Origin of the sequence: Halorubrum sp. BV1 (genome assembly GCF_000746205.1) — an archaeon.
Lineage (GTDB): Archaea > Halobacteriota > Halobacteria > Halobacteriales > Haloferacaceae > Halorubrum.
The window spans coordinates 68,441-84,857 of sequence record NZ_JQKV01000005.1; the positions used below are offsets into that span (position 1 = coordinate 68,441).

At 55.5% G+C, this 16,417-nt stretch carries 16 protein-coding genes; 6 read left to right on the forward strand and 10 right to left on the reverse strand.

Annotation, left to right across the window (positions count from 1 at the left end):
* Window positions 1-19 precede the first annotated feature (19 nt).
* From EP28_RS08990 to EP28_RS13765, 3 genes are all read right to left on the reverse strand, one after another.
* Window positions 20-1,177 (reverse strand): multicopper oxidase domain-containing protein, encoded by a 1,158-nt coding sequence (locus tag EP28_RS08990; protein WP_049983701.1) that lies wholly within the window; start codon window positions 1,175-1,177, stop codon window positions 20-22.
* Between the two features lie 162 nt (window positions 1,178-1,339).
* Window positions 1,340-1,912 carry a CPBP family intramembrane glutamic endopeptidase gene (locus tag EP28_RS13760; protein ID WP_199712343.1) on the reverse strand — a complete coding sequence of 191 codons (573 nt, stop codon included), beginning with the start codon at window positions 1,910-1,912 and terminating at the stop codon, window positions 1,340-1,342.
* A gap of 368 nt (window positions 1,913-2,280) precedes the next feature.
* Complete coding sequence (locus EP28_RS13765) at window positions 2,281-2,595, reverse strand: disulfide bond formation protein B (RefSeq protein ID WP_308201076.1); 315 nt, start codon at window positions 2,593-2,595, stop codon at window positions 2,281-2,283.
* A 275-nt stretch (window positions 2,596-2,870) separates the two neighbouring features.
* Between EP28_RS13765 and EP28_RS13770 the strand changes: the two genes are divergently transcribed.
* The 6 genes from EP28_RS13770 (at window position 2,871) to EP28_RS09010 (ending at window position 7,997) form a co-directional block, all read left to right on the forward strand.
* The gene (locus EP28_RS13770; RefSeq protein WP_080506115.1) at window positions 2,871-3,830 is read left to right on the forward strand and encodes a transcription initiation factor IIB; all 960 of its coding nucleotides are present in this window, start codon (window positions 2,871-2,873) and stop codon (window positions 3,828-3,830) included.
* Between the two features lie 372 nt (window positions 3,831-4,202).
* Window positions 4,203-4,580, forward strand: a complete 378-nt coding sequence (locus EP28_RS13775; protein WP_080506116.1) for a winged helix-turn-helix domain-containing protein — start codon at window positions 4,203-4,205, stop codon at window positions 4,578-4,580.
* The gene (locus EP28_RS08995; protein ID WP_049983702.1) at window positions 4,577-4,855 is read left to right on the forward strand and encodes a DUF7521 family protein; all 279 of its coding nucleotides are present in this window, start codon (window positions 4,577-4,579) and stop codon (window positions 4,853-4,855) included. Before EP28_RS13775 ends, EP28_RS08995 begins: the two co-directional genes overlap by 4 nt.
* A 220-nt stretch (window positions 4,856-5,075) precedes the next feature.
* On the forward strand, window positions 5,076-6,044 hold the full coding sequence (locus EP28_RS13780) for an arylsulfotransferase family protein (RefSeq protein WP_230455304.1): 969 nt from the start codon (window positions 5,076-5,078) through the stop codon (window positions 6,042-6,044).
* Between the two features lie 511 nt (window positions 6,045-6,555).
* A complete protein-coding gene (locus tag EP28_RS09005; protein ID WP_049983704.1) occupies window positions 6,556-7,260 on the forward strand; it encodes a metal-dependent transcriptional regulator in 705 nt (234 codons plus the stop codon).
* On the forward strand, window positions 7,257-7,997 hold the full coding sequence (locus EP28_RS09010; protein ID WP_049983705.1) for a TMEM165/GDT1 family protein: 741 nt from the start codon (window positions 7,257-7,259) through the stop codon (window positions 7,995-7,997). Before EP28_RS09005 ends, EP28_RS09010 begins: the two co-directional genes overlap by 4 nt.
* Before the next feature lie 144 nt (window positions 7,998-8,141).
* On the opposite strand, the gene EP28_RS09015 is transcribed toward EP28_RS09010, so the two are convergent.
* The 7 genes from EP28_RS09015 to EP28_RS09045 all read right to left on the reverse strand — a co-directional run bounded on the left by EP28_RS09015 (window position 8,142) and on the right by EP28_RS09045 (window position 16,265).
* A complete protein-coding gene (locus EP28_RS09015) occupies window positions 8,142-8,549 on the reverse strand; it encodes a SpoIIAA family protein (protein ID WP_230455305.1) in 408 nt (135 codons plus the stop codon).
* 2 nt (window positions 8,550-8,551) lie between these two features.
* On the reverse strand, window positions 8,552-9,478 hold the full coding sequence (locus tag EP28_RS09020; protein WP_049983707.1) for a cation diffusion facilitator family transporter: 927 nt from the start codon (window positions 9,476-9,478) through the stop codon (window positions 8,552-8,554).
* A 22-nt stretch (window positions 9,479-9,500) separates the two neighbouring features.
* The gene (locus tag EP28_RS09025; RefSeq protein WP_121564801.1) at window positions 9,501-12,176 is read right to left on the reverse strand and encodes a heavy metal translocating P-type ATPase; all 2,676 of its coding nucleotides are present in this window, start codon (window positions 12,174-12,176) and stop codon (window positions 9,501-9,503) included.
* A gap of 318 nt (window positions 12,177-12,494) precedes the next feature.
* On the reverse strand, window positions 12,495-12,857 hold the full coding sequence (locus EP28_RS09030) for a cupredoxin domain-containing protein (protein WP_230455306.1): 363 nt from the start codon (window positions 12,855-12,857) through the stop codon (window positions 12,495-12,497).
* A gap of 84 nt (window positions 12,858-12,941) precedes the next feature.
* Complete coding sequence (locus EP28_RS09035) at window positions 12,942-14,198, reverse strand: ZIP family metal transporter (protein ID WP_049983709.1); 1,257 nt, start codon at window positions 14,196-14,198, stop codon at window positions 12,942-12,944.
* A gap of 1 nt (window position 14,199) precedes the next feature.
* Window positions 14,200-15,459: a multicopper oxidase domain-containing protein gene (locus EP28_RS09040; RefSeq protein WP_049983710.1), complete on the reverse strand. Its 1,260-nt coding sequence runs from the start codon at window positions 15,457-15,459 to the stop codon at window positions 14,200-14,202.
* 128 nt (window positions 15,460-15,587) lie between these two features.
* Window positions 15,588-16,265 carry a metal-dependent transcriptional regulator gene (locus EP28_RS09045; RefSeq protein ID WP_049983711.1) on the reverse strand — a complete coding sequence of 226 codons (678 nt, stop codon included), beginning with the start codon at window positions 16,263-16,265 and terminating at the stop codon, window positions 15,588-15,590.
* Between the last annotated feature and the right edge of the window lie 152 nt (window positions 16,266-16,417).

The following is a 16,417-nucleotide window of genomic DNA, read 5'->3' on the forward strand; positions in this document are numbered from 1 at the left end:
GGGAGGGTGTCTGATCGTGTCAGTTCGGTTCGTAGCCGGCGTATTCCATGAGCTGGCTGAAGATGTCCGTATCCATGACGGAGCGATACACAACCCCCGTAAGCATGCCACCGGGGTAGAACGACCCGTTCATCACGTGGTTGACTTTGTGGCAGTGCATGAGGTAGATCCCGGGGTCTGCGTCCGCCGTGAACTCGATTGTGTGTCGTTCAGCGGGTGCAATATTCGTGACATCCATGTCGTGGCGGGTGGCCTCCGGAACCGTCCCACCGTCCTTTTCGACGCGCCGGAAGCGGTGGTTGTGGATGTGTATCGGGTGTGACATGTATCCCCCGTTGACGAGGTGAATACGGACCTGATCGCCCTGATCGACAATGATCGGTGACCCTTGTTCGGGGTGGAGCGTCCGGGGTGCGCTCTTCCCGTTAACCGTGAAGACGTCCGGAGTCCGCGAGGTCGTATCGTAGGTAAAATCCGCCTCTCCGGCCCATTTTTCCGGGATCCGTGAGTCCCAGTCTTTGATCGTCATGAAGTACTCCCGGTCCGCCGACTCGTAGCCTTCGGGGTCGACCCGAAAGATACCGTACATTCCCATATCGATGTGACGGTGTGTCTGGAAGTGACAGTGGTACAGGTGCGTCCCCGGAACGTTCGCCGGAATTTCATAGGTGTGTTTCTCACCCGCCGGGACTTGGATTCCGGTCGATGTCGGAACACCGTCGTTCTTCCATGTTTTGGTGACCCCGTGGAAGTGGATGGTATGGGGTCGACGCCCATTCGTATTGTCGAGGGTCACTTCCATGTCATTCCCTTCGGTTGTCCGAAGGATCGGGCCTGGAACGCTCGGGTCGTTGTCGTCGGCCTGCCATGCCCAGACTCGGGGAAACTCGACCGGGCCGCCCATTGAATCAAGTGGATGGACCGCGTGTCGCGCCGGCTGCGTCCCCATCGTCACGGATCCTCCCTGTTCGTCGACATTAATCACCGTCGGAGGACTGGTGTAGGGAAGATCAGACGATGTCGTCTGTGCTTCACTCGGGGTGCCCGTGGCCGCTGTCGGCGCGTCGATTGTTTTGGATGAACAGCCCGCCAACGCCGACACGCCTGTCACCCCAGTCGCAGCGAGAAATTCTCTCCGGGATAGTCCGGTTCCAGGGGCACCGAAAGATCTAGTCATGGTACATTTGGAATACTTTGTTGTCGTATTAAAACAGGAATGCGGAATCCCCGTCAGTGAGAGACCCCTACGAACATATTCGGCTACAGTCAAACTATCCGCAAGTAAGGCACTTGTGTAGCGGTCAAAGAAACAAATACGCTATCAACAGATAGCGAACAGTTACACGCCGCCAGTAGCTGTTAGATATGCGATGGTAAATTGTATCGCATTATACGCACCATGAATCACGGCCGGAACAGTGAGGTTATCGGTGTATTCGTAGGTCGCACCGAGTACCAAGGCGAGAATGAATGCGATACCGACGTACACGAGTTTCCCTTCCCCGCTCAACGAAAAGAGATGGATCGACGCGAAGAGGATGCTTGCAAGAACGATTGCACGGGTTGGATGTAGTGTTTCTCGAAGTGTCCCCTGAACCAATCCTCGGTATAGGAGCTCTTCGCCCGGACCAACTAACAAAAACGATAGAGGAATTAGAACCAGAAAGGCTGTTGGATTCTGTTGACCAATCGTTACTACCTGATTTTCTGCAGATTCCAGTCCAAGTGCGGAAGTGATGCGTGATGAGACAACGAGTAGGCTGAGAAGCGTACCTATTCCTCCGATAGTCACAGCAATATCCCGGCGGTCCGGAATCGAAAGCGAAACGAATGTGTAGTTGAGACCGCGGAATCTGAGATAGAGGATTGAGAGCCCTCCGAATGTTACTCCTTGTAACAAGATCGTGGTCATCACGAGGCGCAATGATGGACGAGCGGTTACGTCGATCCCGAATGCGCCCAGTAATGCGGCAGCGATGGTGACAATAATCGATCCAATAACCGTTGAGCCGTACGTCAGTCCAACTGCACTGCCGACAGACTGGATCCGTGTAATTAAATTTGTCATTTGAAAATACCTGTTACTGATCGGTTTGCGTGAGCAATACGTCGAGTTCCGATACTGAGTTGTGCTGATAAATTGGCGCTTTTGATCATTAATTGTCTGATGTTGTTCGTTTGTCTCTCAGATACAGCCAAACAAATAGCTTCTGTGGCTGTAATGTGCATGAATGCCAGGAGTGGGAGATTCGGAATTGTTAGTCCATCTACGGGAGTCTGTCATCGTACAGCGGCGCACGGTGATTTGTATGAGCAGGAGGTTGTCGCCGCCTGTACCATCGGGTGATACGTTGAGAACACTCTACTAGGAACCGATAAGTGAATGTTAGTCCACCAAACTGACAGATGAGACCTGATTGCTGTAACACCTAGGACGATTACTAGTGGGTTCATCAGAATTCGTTGGTACCAACCGAGGACACATGGTCGCAGTCCGAGGCCGAGGCTGAACCAGAAAATCCCAATTGTTGCGATCTCTGCGACGGAAATAGACTTTCCAATACGAATTGGTTCCGTTCGTACCCCATCTAAAATTCGTTTAGTAAGGGGACAGGTCGTTGTTCTTTATTTACTAGGCTGACCACCCCATCGTGAATTGAATGATTAGTATTCATTATACCGGTGAACATATTTTTATTGATAGGATGCTTCCTAATTACAATAAGTCTATCAACAGTTTGGTTACAAAGGTATAGGTCGGATTCCTCCCGAATGGGATTCCGCCACTTGTTCAATACGCAGCTACCCCTCAGAACAGGTAAGAAGCCCCACGATTTGGGGGGAACAAACCTATTCATCGGGTTACTATTATGCGCCAAGAACATAACATCGAACAGCCGTTAGATAATCTCAATCAGGCCTCAGAGTACATTGAAAACAGCGTGTGCCCCGAGTGTTCAGGTCAAATCACTCATAACGATACCGGAGGTGAATCAACTTGTGAAGATTGTGGGTTGATTTTCAAGGAAAACCGGATCGATCATGGTCCAGAGTGGCGTGCGTTCACGTCAGAGGAGCGCGATGAGAAGAGTCGTGTTGGTTCCCCAACAACACGGCTGATGCATGATAAGGGTTTAAGTACAACTATCGGCTGGCGAGATGAGGACGCTAACGGAAAATCAGTTCCTGATGGTCAACGCGCTCTGTTACAGCGTCTTCGGATGTGGGATGAACGGTTTCGAGCAAAAAATTCTCATGAACGAAATCTTAAACAAGCATTCGGTGAAATAAACCGGATGGCGTCTGCACTCGGCCTTCCGAAATCAATCCGAGAAACAGCGGGTATCCTATACAGACGTGCTGTAGAGAAGGACTTACTACCCGGCCGATCGATTGAAGGGATGTCAACAGCTTCGCTGTACGCGGCTACACGACAGCATGGAATGCCACGGCCATTAGAAGAATTCTCTGATGTGAGTCGTGTTAAAAAAATCCGAGTCCAGCGAGCGTATCGATATCTATCCCGTGAACTTGAGTTAAAAATTGAACCGGAGCTTCCGACTCAATTTCTTCCACAATTCGCTTCATCACTTGGCGTGAGCGATGAAGCGGAACAGCGTTCTCGAGAAATTCTTGAGGTTGCGACAGAAAATGGGGTACACAGTGGGAAGAACCCGGCAGGATTAGCGGCTGCTGCGTTATATGCTGCGACCCATCTTACGAACGAACAGCTCACACAAGAGACTGTGAGCGAAGTCGCCCACATAAGCCAAGTTACAATACAAAATCGATATAAGGAGCTTCTCGAAGTGTACGAAAAGGATATATAAAATAGCAATTTGTTGTATAATAATGGATATTGGGTCATACAAATTTAATTTAATATGAATGATTTCCAGACACAGACAGAAGGTGGGTTATGTATCACATCTCATGAAATATTAATTCATGATACGTTTCCTATCCCTGCTCGCTCTGTAGGGGAATATAAGATCCATCTGAAAATAATGAACCCCGACTCAGAGATCAATACAAAATATACTCCTCTCAATATTATGTCACTAAGTCTTCGCTCACCTCTCTATTCTTTCAAATCGTTACTTTTGAGCTGGGAATCGAGACTTTTCCCAGCCCTGCTTCATCAGGAGAACCGTCAAAAAACAATCGGACACTATTTTTCGTCCAATGTATTTAATTGAATTATGGGAAATAATTCAGCGGCATCCGAGGACGCACCGGCGTTACAGGAAGTCCTTGATGCGCTGGATGATCCCGACTGTCGTTCCATCCTCCGCCAAACCGTTGAACCCATGACCGCGAACGAATTGAATGATGTCTGTGACATCCCAAAGTCGACGTTGTATCGTAAATTAGAATTACTCAGTTCCGCTTCCCTTGTCCGAGAGTGGGATACGATCAATTCCGGGGGTGGACGTGTTACCCATTACAAAAGATCATTCGATAACGTGATGATATCTGTGGACGATACAGGCGAGTTTTCGGTGAGTATTGAGCGGCCCCCACAGTCCACCGATGAACGGCTTGTAGATATCTGGTCGATGATGGGAGACGAAGTATGAACGGCGTCATCACGGCGATTGCAGTCGTCAAGTTCGTAATCCTGTTTCTCGGTGGCGGGATCACCTACATTGCATTTAAGGCCTATCGACGCACGGGTGAGGATTCACTACGTGTCCTTGGTGTCGGGTTCGGTATTATCACACTCGGGGCAATCCTGACTGGCGTGGCCAACCAGTTCTTTTCTGTCGGATTGGCCCTCGGCGTGCTCATCAACAGCCTGTTCGTTGCCCTTGGTCTCGCGGTTATCATGTACTCGCTGTATATCCAGAAATGAACCCCGTTCCTGATCTCCGTGGGGCAGCTATCCAATCCTTTTCGGCGTGGTTCTGTTCGTTCTCACGCTTGTTAGCAGTACAATGCTCGCCCCTGCGATTGGGACGGCTTCGGAGATAAACCAGACGTCCCAAACCTTGGTCGAGTCTCAGAGGGGTGGTCCAGGCTGGCACGAATGCGGCATAGCGTCTACCTCCTCAACGGTACGAACACTACGTGACGTGAATCGAGTGCTGATAGCTATTTTTAACGTCACCCAAACAGAGAACGGAACAGTGTTAGCCGGGTTCATGGACAGCGGGTACGCTTCGTGCGGATCAGACGAGTCTCCCTGTACCCGAACGGGATTCCGAGTCATTGACCCCGGGAAAGACCTGCAGGTGCTTTCGGGGTATAGCTTCCCGGTGCGAACGAACAAGAACAGCGTAGTCCACGATGTCGAACGACTCGAATCGGGTGAATATTTGGTCACCGATATGGAGTACAAGCGTATCTTTACTGTCAAGAACGGCGAAGTCACGTGGCAGTGGAATGCGAGTTCGTTCTACGACGCCCCACAAGATCCGACAACGACCGACTGGCTACACATCAACGACGTGGGCGTCACCAGCACCGGACACTATCTCGTCTCAGTGCGGAACGCCAACCAGCTTCTCGTCATCAAGCGCGGAGAGGGTGTCGTCGACGTCAACAACAAAGACACGACCGATTCAAACGAGACCAACTGTCATATATCATGCCAGTTAGCCGACTATGACAGTGATGGCGATATTCGATGTGGCGACCCTGACGTGCTCAACCACCAGCACAATCCTCAGTGGCTCGGGGATGATGCCGTCCTCGTCGCTGATAGCGAGCACGACTGGGTCGTCGAACTCCACCGGACTGAGAATGGGAGTGTGGAACCAGCGTGGACACTCGACCGTGCTGGTGGTATCACGTTTAATTGGCCTCAAGATGCTGATCATCTCCCGAACGGGAATACATTGATCACAGACACGTTGAATCGCCGGTTTGTCGAAGTAAACGAATCAGGAAAGGTGGTCTGGAGCGTCCAAACTGAGCGTATTCCATATGAAGCAGGTCGCCTCCCAGTTGGTGAATCTGGCGAGGGGCCCGGTACACGAGTGATGGAGGTGGCGTTGGAAGTGTCAATAAAGACGTGCCGGCTCTCTCACTGCTGCTCGTAGGGCTTCGAGCCGTCATTACCTCTACGGCCTTCTGGTTTCGGGAACCACAACTCGGACTAACGATAGTCTCCGCGCTCCTCAACGTCGCCGGTGGAATTGACCATCGTCGGACCTAATCAATCAACGGTGAGGTACCCAATCACATCTCTGTACGATTCCAACTCGACCAAGGAGAGTTCGTAGGCTTCTTTTTATCACCCCCAGAGACGGTTAACCTCTTTTCACCAACTTCATTTTGATACACCTACTTCGCCTGCTGCGATAAGATGAACTCGGGCTTGTTTAGACGCGGTGGAATCACCGTTTCCGGTCTCTATCCAAACCACCAAAGCGGATTGAGAGGCACTCACGGACAGATCCTGTTGACCCCAACAGAGCCACTAACCAACCAATTCAGAAGCGTCCAAACAAGGCCGATGAACTCTATTATCACAATTACAGAAAATTGATGTAACCGACTCTCTCAATGATCCCCAAGTATTAAATTAGATGGGTCTAAATAACGGTCTAAATGGATTCGAGTCCAGTAGTTGAGGACACCCTCAAAACGATCTACCACCTCCAGCAGGAAGCGGGTCCACCGGTGTCAACATCTGATATTGCCGATCGGCTCGATAAGGCACAGGCGACGGTTACGAGTACGCTTGACCGACTTGAAGCGCAGGGACTGATCGCACGCGAACCGTACCATGGAAGCGAACTCACCGACGACGGCAAAACCGTTGCGGTCGAAGTACTCCGGCATCACCGGCTCCTCGAAACCTATCTGGCCGACCACCTCGATTACCCTTGGGAACAGGTCCACGAGGAAGCCGACAGACTCGAACACCACATCAGCGAGGAGTTCGAACGGCGGCTCGCCGAGACACTCGAAAACCCCCGGCGAGACCCCCACGGCGATCCGATTCCAAGCGAAGACCTAGAGCCGCCGAATCAGGACCCGATGACACCCCTGTCAGCCTGTGAGGTCGGCGATCGAGTGGTCATCACTCGCGTTAGCGATCGCAACGAGAACGACCTCGCATACTTGGCCGACGTCGGGATCACGCCGGGCACAGCTGTCCGTATTGTTGACATCGCCCCGTTCGGAATGCTTACTCTCGCTGTCGACGATACTGAGCAAGCCATTCCCGAAGGGGTTGCGACGTCGATCCGAGTGACCCCCGTGAACGACGCCGACGACTCGGGTAGCGTTGAGCACCGGGGTGACGCATGACGCCATTTCTGGAGATCGTCGTAATCGCGGCCATCGCACAGCTCACCGTACTGCCAGGGGAGAAAGTCCAGTTCATTATCGCCGGACTGTCGACCCGGTTCAAGCCACTGCTGGTTGTCGCGGCGGCCGGGACGGCATTCGCGGGCTGGACCGTCCTCGAGATCCTGTTCGGCCAGGCGCTCCAGCAGGCGCTCCCGGGCGTCGTCCTCGACGGGATTACGGCGGCGCTCTTCCTGCTGTTCGCGGTGTTACTCGTCCGGTCAGCACCTGGCAGCCATACTGTCCCAGTCGAGAGCGGCACACAGACGGATGGTGGCGTCGTCGGGACACGAATCACGGATATCAACCCGGAGTTCGAAGCGTTCGGCTACACGATCGGCGGGCAACTGGGCGAATTTCTCACCATCTTCGCGATGATGGCTGCTGGGGAGTTCGGCGATAAGACCCAGCTTGTCACCATCGGGCTGGCGGCACAGTACGGGGCTAGTGCCGCGATCTGGGCGGGTGAAATGTTGGTCATCATCCCGGTGAGCCTTGCGAACGCGTACTTCTTCCACACGTTCTCACACCGCTTCGACGTCCGGAAGGCCCACTACGCCGGCGCGGCACTGTTTGCGTTCTTTGGGGTGGATACGATCTTAGGGATAGCGACCGGCCCGGAAGCGGTGTTCGGTCACAACAGCCTCTGGGAGGCGATCGTCAGCGCCGCTTCGGATGCGCTCCTCGCAGTCGTGTGACCACTTCTCGCTTGCCGTACTACGGTGGAACTGTTGATTCCTCATCGAAACTCACGGCAGAGACGTATCTCATCCGCTGGGATGCCAATCTTCCGGGGCGAGAACGTGCTGTTTGCGGTACGGGAACCGAAGCCTATCTGTCACTCATCCCTTCTCGGAAAGCCAGTCGAGCGCTCTCTCGCGCTCGATACTGTCGAAATATCGCATCTCGTCGGGCGCGACCGGCCAGATCGGCCGGATGACACGCCACCAGTCAAAGAGCAGCGTCGCCCACCTCGAATCGCCGACTGCGGCGTACCGGTCGATATCGAAGTCAGGGCCGTACCGGAGATCGGGAATCACCCCGTGGAGATGTGTGAGAAACGTCCCGAACGTCCAGTTCGGAACTTCCTCGTACACATGGATGCGTCCGTGCTGGTCACTTTTTTCGACGAGTAGCGAGTACAACTCTCGATAGCCTGCTCTCGACCCCCGCCCGACGCGAATCGCAACGATCTTTTCGTTCGTCTCGTCTAACACTTCGAACATTCGATTGGGTGCTGCGTGAGCCATCGTTAGTGGGAGTGATTCGTCGTACCGACAGGGTCGGTATCGGGGTCGGCACGCCCGACGACCTCGACGGTTGCGTGATCGATTCTTCGATCCGTGAGATGATCGTGAACTCGCGCCCGGATCTCTCGTTGTTCTTCGAGAGTGGTCGCTGTCTCGATGAGCCGGACGGTTGCGACGGTGAGTTGACTACACACCTGCCAGACGTGGAGGTCCTCAACCTGGTCGACGCCGTCGAGTGTCGTCAATTCATCCTGAAGCTCTTCTGACGACACCGGGCTCCGTTCCAACAGGATCGAGGTGCTTTCCCGGAGAACGTTCCCGGCCGACGCGAGCACCACCAGCCCGATGACTACGGCCGCCATAGGGTCTGCGATGGGGAGATCGAACACTGCGACAGCGACAGTCGAGACGATTACCGCAACAGAGCCACCGGCGTCTCCGAGCAGGTGGTAGAACGCGCCCCGTTCGTTGAGGCTCATCTTATCACCTTGTAACACGTACACGGAGCCGATGTTTACCAGCAGTCCACCCGTCGCGATGATCAGCGTCAACTCCGGATTGATCGCTACCGGCTCAAGGAACCGCTGGTAGGACTTCCAGACGATGTATCCGACCATTGGAAGGAGCAAGACCCCGTTCAGGAAGGCCGCAACCGGCTCCAGTCGGTGGAGACCGTACGACCACGCCTCACCGCCCTGGAATCGTTCGGCGGTGTAGCTCGCCCCGAACGCCATCGCGTACGCAAGCATGTCGAACAGCATGTGGAGTGCGTCGCTGATGAGCGCCACCGAACCGAACAGGAGTCCACCAGCCAGCTCGACGGCGAAGCCGACGAAGTTGATAACGGCCACGAACGCCAACCGTCGAGTACTCTGCTCTGTCGTCTGACGCCGGTCCTCGTCGTCGTGCTCGTGCGTATGGAGGGACATCGTCTCGACCAGTGAAGAGTGGTTAGCTGTCGGCCACCGCGTCTCTATCGTCAGTCGCAGGACGGATCCGCGAGAGTCGCATCGCGTTTCCGGTCACCGCGGTCGTCATGCCGGCGTCTCCGGCGAGGACGGCGAGCCAGATCGGAACGTATCCGAAGGGGACCGCGAGCGCCAGTCCAGCCTTCACTCCGAGACTCGCCCAGATGTTCTGTCGGATGACGCCGTTCGCGTCGTTCGCGAGTTCGTAGAGGTACGGGAGCTTCGCGAGGTCGTCGCCCATCAGGGCGATGTCGGCCGTCTCTAACGCGGTGTCCGTCCCGGCCGCGCCCATCGCAACGCCCACCGTCGCCGTCGCGAGTGCCGGGGCGTCGTTGATGCCGTCACCGACCATCGCAACGCCGTCGTACTCGTCGACGAGCTCCTCGATCGCCGTCACCTTGTCCTCGGGGAGTAATTCGGCCTGGTACTCGTCGACGCCGACCTGCTCGGCGATCGCGCGGGCAGTCCGCTCGTTGTCACCCGTCAGCATCACCGTTCGGGCAACACCGAGCTGCTTCAGTCGCGCCACCGTTCGCTTCGCTTCCGGCCGAATCTCGTCGGCAACCGCGATGACGCCTTCGAGTTCGTCTTCGGTCCCAACGAGAACGACGGTCTTGCCTTCTGCTTGGAGTTCGGGAACGGTCTCTTCGAGGAGATCGAGACAGTTGTTCCGGTCACACATCTGTCGGGCTGTCTGCGTCACGACGCCACCCTCGGTCGTCGCGTGAACGTGCGACAGGTCGAACTCTAACTCCTCAAACAGACCCGGCTTGCCTGCGAAGTGAGGAGTCCCGTCGAGATCGGCGCGAACACCCTTTCCGGTGATGCTCTCGAAGTCATCAACCTCGCGCTCGGCAACCCCTGCGCTGCCGGCTTCGGCGACGATTGCCTCGCCGATGGGGTGTTCACTCCGTTGCTCGAGCCCGCGTGCACACCGGAGCACGTCCTCCTCCGAGTTCCCGTTCAAGGGAACGACGTCGGTGACGGTGAGTTCACCTTTGGTGAGGGTTCCCGTCTTGTCGAACGCGACGACGTCGACGGCTCCCATCGCTTCGAGGTGATTGCCGCCTTTGATCAGGACGCCGTTCTTCGCGGCGCTCGTAATTCCCGACACCACCGAGACGGGCGTCGAGATGACAAACGCACACGGGCAGGCCAGGACCAGTAAGGTCAGCCCGTAGACGACGGCCGTGGACCAGGTTGTGCCGAGGATGTACGGGCTTGCTAGTGTCGTCAGGATAGCGAAGACGACGACCACTGGCGTGTAGTACGTCGAGAAGCGCTCGACGAACTGCTCGCGCTCTGTCTTATTCGACTGTGCATCTTCGACCATCTCCACGATTCGGGAGAGCGTGTTATCGCCGGCCTCGGAGGTGACCTCCACCTCGAGATACCCCTCCTCGTTGATGGTGCCGGCGTACACTTCGTCGCCAGTCGTCTTGTCGACAGGGACGCTTTCACCCGTGATAGGTGCCTGGTTGACGGCGCTTTCACCGTCGACGACGCTTCCGTCCATCGGGATTTTCTCCCCTGGCTTGACGACGACGATGTCACCAACTGCGACCTCGTCGACGGGAATCGTCTCCGTGCTCCCGTTCCGCTTGACGGTCGCTTCATCCGGTGAGAGATCCATTAGCTCGCGGAGGGAGTTTCGGGCACGGTCCATCGAGTACCGCTCCAGCAGTTCCGCGATGCTGAACAGGAACGCGAGGGTGGCGGCCTCGAAGTAGAGTGCCTCGCCGAATGCGAGGCTCGCAACGAGTGCTCCGAGGATAGCCACCGACATCAGGAAGTCGATATCGAGGTTCAGATTTCGCGCCGAGTAGTAGCCGTTGCGAAGGATTTCCTGGCCGCCGGTGGCTACAGCAATCAGGAACAGGACGTCGGCAACCAGTAGCTCCGTACCAAAAAGACCTGCAATCTGTACATTCTGGCCGGTCAAGAAGAATTCGAAGAGTAAGCCGAGGGCGACGAATCCACCGCTCACCCACGTCTTGAGTGCGCGCGAACTCGTCCAGATACTCTCGCGCCCTCCGCCCGCTTCCTGACGTTCTGATTTGTCGCCTGTCGTATCCGTGACCTCATACCCAGCGCTTTCGATCGCGTCGATGACGTCAGCTTCCCCAGCCCTCGACGAATCGTACGTGACAACGACGGTTCCGGTCGTCGGCTTCGTCTCGTAAGTGGTCACTCCACCGACTCTGTCAAGAGCGTTTTCGATTTTGCCCGCACACGACGGACAATCCATTTCTGAAACCGTGAATTTCGAGGTGACCTCGCCGGTGTTCTCCACGGTGTATCCGGCCTTTTCAACCCGATCTTCGATCGCGGTGGCACTCGTTTGCTCGTCGTCGTACGAAACGGTCAATGTCCCTGTTGCCACTTGCGGGTCGACGCTCTGGATTCCGTCCAGTTTTTCGACGCTGTTTTCGACCTTTTTTGCACAGGACGGGCAATCCATCTCCGGGACGGAGAATTGTGCAACGTCTCCCTGGTCTATCGATGAGGTAACGTCATCACCATCTTGTCCTGTGTGCTGGATGTGCTCGTGATCATGGTCATGTGTATGACCCTGCTTGTGAGAATCCTCTCCGTGGTTGTGGGTATGATCCGGTAGTTCACCACTTCCGTCGTGGGATTCCTCGTTAGGTGAGGTCATTACGTACTGCTAGCTACTACAGACTTATTAAATCAGCTGCTATTAAAACCCCATATTATGATAATCTCTAATAAAATAACTGTATTGGATTATTAACTCAACCGTTAATTCGTCCCATCCCCCGGACCAAAGTCTGGATTGCTCGATACTCGCCGTGTTTGAACCCGAGGAGATGCGTACGGACTCAATACACGATGAGACCGACGCTGACCACATCACCAGTGGTATTCATTGGGCTCATCATCGTCTCCTCGTTACGATAGCGAGTGGGCCCACGATCACGTGACCCTTCGCCGTAACGAGAACTTGATTCTTCGATTACTTTACCCGAACTGTCCCGATCATTCCAGACCCCTCGTGTGGGATACAAAAGTACCTGTACGTGCCTGGTTCCTCAAACGTATACTCGTAATTTTCACCCGGAGCGATGAGCCCCTCGGTGACCCGATTCCTCGCAGCCCGCTCTGATTCAAAGCCACCACTTGCGAAGTACGCGGCTTCGTCTGGAATCTCGTCTTCATACGCTGTGACCGTGTGATCGATGTCACTCTCGTTCGTCCACGTAACCGTCTCGCTAGGTTCGATCGTCGCGATCTTCGGCTCAAATCTGAGGTCGCCGGGCATCGTGACGGTCTGGGCCGCCGAGGACTGTCCGCCCAGACACCCAGCCGTGCTAAGCATCGCTAGGGTGGCAGTGCTGAGTCGCAACACCGTTCGCCGATCGTAGAATTCGGGTGACATTGACACAGAGATGGGTGGTGCCGATTAGAGCACTACGAAGAGGTCGGTCACGTACATCACGCCGAGGCCGAGCAGGAACGCGAGCAGGTTCGTGGCGCTGGCCACCCGACCGCCTGCATCCCGAACCATACCCGCGATCTCCCAGTTGACCTGTAGGATCGCACCAACCCCGATCGCGAGGAAGAAGGCACCGATCGTCGGTGAGTACGCGAGACTACCGATCCACCCGCCGAGGATGACGGGGGAACCGGCGATGACGCCGAGCGCGGCGAAGTGTCTGAACGACGGGCGCTCTCCGCGGGCGACCGGTGCAACGACGGCCGGGCCTTCCGTCACGTTGTGGAGCATGAACCCGATCACGAGGAACGCGCCGAGCGACACACGTCCGAGTGCGAACGAACTCCCGATCGCCAGTCCTTCCGCGAGGTTGTGCAGGCCGATCCCGACCGCGACCAGATAGGCGATCCAGAGACCGCTACTCGCCCGACTGTCACCGGCGGCGACACGGCCTTTGCGCCACGCGCTGATTGCCTGAACGAGAGTGAGCGCGCCGAGGATCCCGAAGACGACCAAGAGGTTGCCCTCGTACGCGCCCGGAACTCGTTGAGCGAGTTCGAACGCCTCGAATCCGGCGTCGAACGCCAAGAAACCGAGGACGCCGGCCGCGAACAAGAGCACGGCGTGCAGCCATCGATCGCTCATCGTCTTGATGTAGGGGAACCACAGCATCCCTAATGCGACCGGGATCACACCGACGAACAGCCCGATGACTGCAAGCGTCCAGAGCAGACTGAGGCTGAATCCGGGTGCCTGACTCGGAGCGACGATCGTATTCTCGAATGTCGCTCCGTCAGAGAGTACGAGGGCGACGTTGAGATCCCACCCCGGATTCCAGTGATACGGGATCACGATCTGTGCGCTTTCCATTGGGGCGAGCGTTTGGTCGCCACCAGCTCCTTCTACCTGAAAATTCCAGTAGGCCTCATCGACGAGGACCTGTGCTATCGTCACGGAATCGGGCCCGTTGTTCGTTACATGTAACACGACCGTTTCGTCGCTCGGAAGCGTCGTGTGCGTGATCGTCACGTCGGGAAGCGGTTCACCACTCTGGCTCTGAATACTCGCGAGTGGTGACGTGAACGCGAACACACCCAAGACGAGCACGAGCAACACGATCGGGAGTATCGCGCTGACCCATCGCGGTAGTCCGAGCGGCTGTGTGACCTCGTTTTCAGTAGATACACCACCGTCTGGCGTCGGTTTTTGTGTCTTATCCGCCATGTTAGATCACCTCAAAGAAGCTCATCCAGCCGAGTTCGGCGAACTCGGACTGGTGGGCGTGGAACATGTACAGCCCGGGTTCGTGATCCGAGTAGTCGAGCTCGATGATACCGCGTTGCGCCTGCGTCTGCATGATCGTGTCCACGGTCTTGCGCGTCGGTGTCAGCGTCGTCCCGTGGTCATAGTAATCGAAGAACTGCGAGTGCGTGTGGAACGAGTTGATGAGGTCGAACTCAGTCGCATTGGAGAGATAGACGCGTTGCCGTTCGTTCTTGTCGATCTGGATGGGACGCTTCGTCTCGCCCGCCGTCCAGTTGCCGGTGCCGTCGGTACTACCGATCCCGTATGCGAACGCCCGTGTGTTCGCCGCGTAGACCTCGTTCCCGCCGTCGAAGTTGGTGTCGAACGAATTCATCACCATGACCATCTCGTTGACGGCGTCGTTTTCGGCGTACTCGTGGTTCCGGCTCTTCGCCTCTTCGACGAACCGCGTCCGCATGTCGTCGGTAATTGGGCCAGGGTAGTTGACGTAGTCGCGTGGATTCTCCCTGACGCGTTCGGGGTCCGGATCGACAATGATCGTGCCGTAGAGTCCACGGTGGATGTGTTCTTTCAGTGGAAGCGAGTGACAGTGATAGAAGTGAGTACCGGCGGGCTGGGCGATCCACTCGTAGGTGAACGACTCACCCGTATCGAGGACGCCCGGTCCATTCTGGGGAATCCCGTCCATTCGCGGGTTGAGGTTCTTCAGGTGTGGATGAATCGTGTGTGCGTGTCGTCCCAGATTGGTGAACTTCACGCGGATCAGGTCACCTTCGACGGCGCGGATCGTCGGGCCCGGTACCTGGCCGTTGTACGCCCACGCTTGAAACTCGACACCCGGCGCAATCGTGATCGTCGTGTCGACGGCAGTAAACTCGAATTCCCGTACGGTTTGGCCGTCCTCTTCGTAGACCTGTTGGGGAACGTTATCCTGTCCGCTCTCTCCGGTATTGAACGCGGTGAGGAACTCGTGAGGGTCGAAATCCAAATCTCGGTATTCACCCACCGCACCGAAGTTACCGTGTTCATCCTCATCGTCATGATCGGATGAGGCACTTGCCCGAGAACTACCGAGTCCGACTGCTGCACTCCCGGCAACACCAAGACCGCCAAGGACTGTGCGGCGACTGACACTCGTATCACCGGTGAGTGATTCAACCAGTTGCTGCTCGAGGCGTTCTGTGACGTCTGCTGCGCTACTGTAATCTATCGATGGCATGATCTCCTCCGCTGGTCAAGCCTTCGCGTACCCATACACGTCTATTGTACCACCCAATATATAAATTAGACCTATCTAAACTTAGATTGAGTCTAAACCAATCACTTCGCTAATGGAGAATCATCAGTTTAGTTTGAAGCCCCAGTGAGCGTTTGAGCGGATATGGATCGGGACACTTCTTCTGGGAGTGCAACTCGTTCGTCGGTGCCATCGGGATCAAGCGTCACCATCCCAAATGAGGTAGTCTCAACAATTTCGACAACAGTTGTTGGGGTAATCCCGTGTTCAGACAGGTACCGGAGTAGATCTGGGTCATTGTCTGGCACCCGTTCGATTCGAACCTTGTCGCCAACCTGCTGATCAGCGAGGGTTTCACCGGATTGTAGCGGTGAAACGTCCAGATCCGCTGTGGGAATCGGGTCGCCATGTGGGTCAACTGCCGGATTCCCTAACTGCTCTGCAATTCTGTCGGCAAATTGACTACTGATATGGTGTTCGAGGCGATCGGCTTCGTCGTGTACCTCAGCCCAATCGTACTCAAGGCGCTCCGTCAGGTATCGTTCTAAGAGCCGATGGTGGCGAATAATTTCGAGCGCGACAGGAACTCCAGTGTCTGTGAGTACAACGCCCTTGTAGGGTTCGTAATGGACAAAATCGCGCTCGGCCAATTTTTTCACCATACTGGTGACTGACGGTTGTTCTACATCCATATGCTCAGCGAGCGTCGAGGTCCGCACCCGTTCATCCGTTTCGTCCTGGAGGTAATAGATTGCTTTGAGATAGTCCTCCATGATGGCGCTCAGCATTAGAGAGAAATTAGACGGGGCTAAGTTTATAATTTGCCCTAGGAATAATTCGTCTTGTCGCCAGCTGTGGGCGTAAGTCTGAGATGGGGCCGGCTATCGCCACGGTCAACACTGGCGCATTGATTTTCCGTATCTTCCTGTTGTGTTACTCG

What these genes read in the sequence shown, in the direction of transcription:
- EP28_RS09035 (WP_049983709.1), bottom strand. Translation starts at nt 14,198, where the DNA reads ATGGCGGATAAGACACAAAAACCGACGCCAGACGGTGGTGTATCTACT.
- EP28_RS13775 (WP_080506116.1), top strand. Translation starts at nt 4,203, where the DNA reads ATGGGAAATAATTCAGCGGCATCCGAGGACGCACCGGCGTTACAGGAA.
- EP28_RS13760 (WP_199712343.1), bottom strand. Translation starts at nt 1,912, where the DNA reads ATGACCACGATCTTGTTACAAGGAGTAACATTCGGAGGGCTCTCAATC.
- EP28_RS08990 (WP_049983701.1), bottom strand. Translation starts at nt 1,177, where the DNA reads ATGACTAGATCTTTCGGTGCCCCTGGAACCGGACTATCCCGGAGAGAA.
- EP28_RS09040 (WP_049983710.1), bottom strand. Translation starts at nt 15,459, where the DNA reads ATGCCATCGATAGATTACAGTAGCGCAGCAGACGTCACAGAACGCCTC.
- EP28_RS13770 (WP_080506115.1), top strand. Translation starts at nt 2,871, where the DNA reads ATGCGCCAAGAACATAACATCGAACAGCCGTTAGATAATCTCAATCAG.
- EP28_RS09030 (WP_230455306.1), bottom strand. Translation starts at nt 12,857, where the DNA reads ATGCTTAGCACGGCTGGGTGTCTGGGCGGACAGTCCTCGGCGGCCCAG.
- EP28_RS09020 (WP_049983707.1), bottom strand. Translation starts at nt 9,478, where the DNA reads ATGTCCCTCCATACGCACGAGCACGACGACGAGGACCGGCGTCAGACG.
- EP28_RS09005 (WP_049983704.1), top strand. Translation starts at nt 6,556, where the DNA reads ATGGATTCGAGTCCAGTAGTTGAGGACACCCTCAAAACGATCTACCAC.
- EP28_RS09015 (WP_230455305.1), bottom strand. Translation starts at nt 8,549, where the DNA reads ATGGCTCACGCAGCACCCAATCGAATGTTCGAAGTGTTAGACGAGACG.
- EP28_RS09010 (WP_049983705.1), top strand. Translation starts at nt 7,257, where the DNA reads ATGACGCCATTTCTGGAGATCGTCGTAATCGCGGCCATCGCACAGCTC.
- EP28_RS08995 (WP_049983702.1), top strand. Translation starts at nt 4,577, where the DNA reads ATGAACGGCGTCATCACGGCGATTGCAGTCGTCAAGTTCGTAATCCTG.
- EP28_RS09045 (WP_049983711.1), bottom strand. Translation starts at nt 16,265, where the DNA reads ATGCTGAGCGCCATCATGGAGGACTATCTCAAAGCAATCTATTACCTC.
- EP28_RS09025 (WP_121564801.1), bottom strand. Translation starts at nt 12,176, where the DNA reads ATGACCTCACCTAACGAGGAATCCCACGACGGAAGTGGTGAACTACCG.